Origin of the sequence: Corallincola holothuriorum (genome assembly GCF_003336225.1) — a bacterium.
GTDB classification, from domain to species: Bacteria; Pseudomonadota; Gammaproteobacteria; order Enterobacterales; family Neiellaceae; genus Corallincola; species Corallincola holothuriorum.
On record NZ_QPID01000026.1, the window covers coordinates 1 to 1559 of the forward strand.

Genomic DNA, 1559 nt, shown 5'->3' on the forward strand with positions numbered 1-1559 from the left:
ATAGACAATATGACTCCCACAAAAGGTGCTGACCTCCGCCTTCGTGGGTTAGCTAAAAGCCAGAGCCATAATGTATGTGTCAACAATACAAGCTGGAGGTCAGCATGAATTACAGTAGCATACTTTTTATCGCCTTAGACACGCACAAAACCTTCTCTGAAGTCGCTTATTGTGAAGATCGTCAACGCGCTGAAATTAAACACTTTGGCCGAGTAAACAGCACCAAGGCTGCGCTCTCCAAATTGGCCCGACAATTTACGTCTAAATATCCCAACCACACGCTTCATTTTGTTTACGAAGCCGGCCCTTGCGGTTACTGGATCTACCGCCTCTTAACCAGCCTTGGGCACTGTTGTTACGTCGTTGCCCCTTCCCTTATCCCCAAGAAGCCTGGTGACCGGGTTAAAACCGATCGCAGGGATGCAATTAAGCTCGCCAGTTGTATTCGTAATGGCGATCTCACCCCCATCTACGTACCTGAGCCTGAAGACGAAGCAATACGGGATCTGTCCCGTGCCAGAGAAGCCTGCATGAAGGACCTTAAAGCCGCCAAATATCAGCTCAAGGCGCTGTTATTGCGTAATCACATTCAGTGCACTGTAAAAGATAACTGGTCACCGAAACATCTCCGCTGGCTGACCGAACTAGTGCTTCCCCATCCTGCACAGCAGATCGTGTTACAGGAGTATATTCAAACCGTCTCTGAGCGCATGCGACGACTGGAGCGGTTGGATAATGAACTACTTCACCATGTGAAACGCTGGCGTTACTACCCTGTCGTCAAAGCAATACAGGCGATGCGCGGGGTGCGTCTATTGGTTGCCGTGGGTGTGATCGCAGAGCTGGGCGACTTAACCAGATTTGACCACCCCAGGAAGTTAATGAGTTATCTCGGGTTAGTCCCCAGTGAGCACACCAGCAGTGATAAACGAAAACTGGGGGCAATAACTAAATCCGGTAATCATCGGGCCCGCAGGCTATTGGTTGAAGGGGCACATTCTTATCGCTATGCCGCCAATATCTCCACCGAGATGCAAAAACGACAAGAATCATTAGGTCAGGAGATCATTGATATCGCCTGGCAGGCTCAGCTGCGGCTATGCCGTCGTTATCAGCGGCTAATGAAGCGCGGTAAGCATTACAACGTGGCGATCGCCGCGATCGCCAGAGAGATGATCGCTTATATCTGGGCCATTGCTCGGGAAGTGGTACTCAGTCACGTGGTTCCAGCAAATCGTCTGGCGCGGGTGCCAGCATGACAACAGGTAGTGAGCTGATGCATTGGATCAAGCCACGGGTGTGGCACAACCACCGACGGCGTTAGGATGGCAACCGCGCAAACGGTTGATCCACGAACATAGACTGAAGACAGGTGCCACGGCGGAACAAGTAAGGTAGGCGCTGCTCATGAAAATGAGTAATCCACGGATACCAGCATAGCAACCGACGAAAGTACCGGCTTCATCTGATGTATCAGCTCTTTTTTAGGAGAATACGATGGCTAGTTTTTTAGCAGGGATCAGTGCGTCAAACTTGACAGTGGGAGTCATACCAACGCC

1 protein-coding gene is annotated in these 1559 nt (G+C 50.7%); it reads left to right on the forward strand.

From position 1 onward, the window contains the following. The first annotated feature begins 104 nt into the window (after positions 1-104). A complete protein-coding gene (locus tag DU002_RS19220) occupies positions 105-1259 on the forward strand; it encodes an IS110 family RNA-guided transposase (protein WP_114340074.1) in 1155 nt (384 codons plus the stop codon). Positions 1260-1559 lie beyond the last annotated feature (300 nt).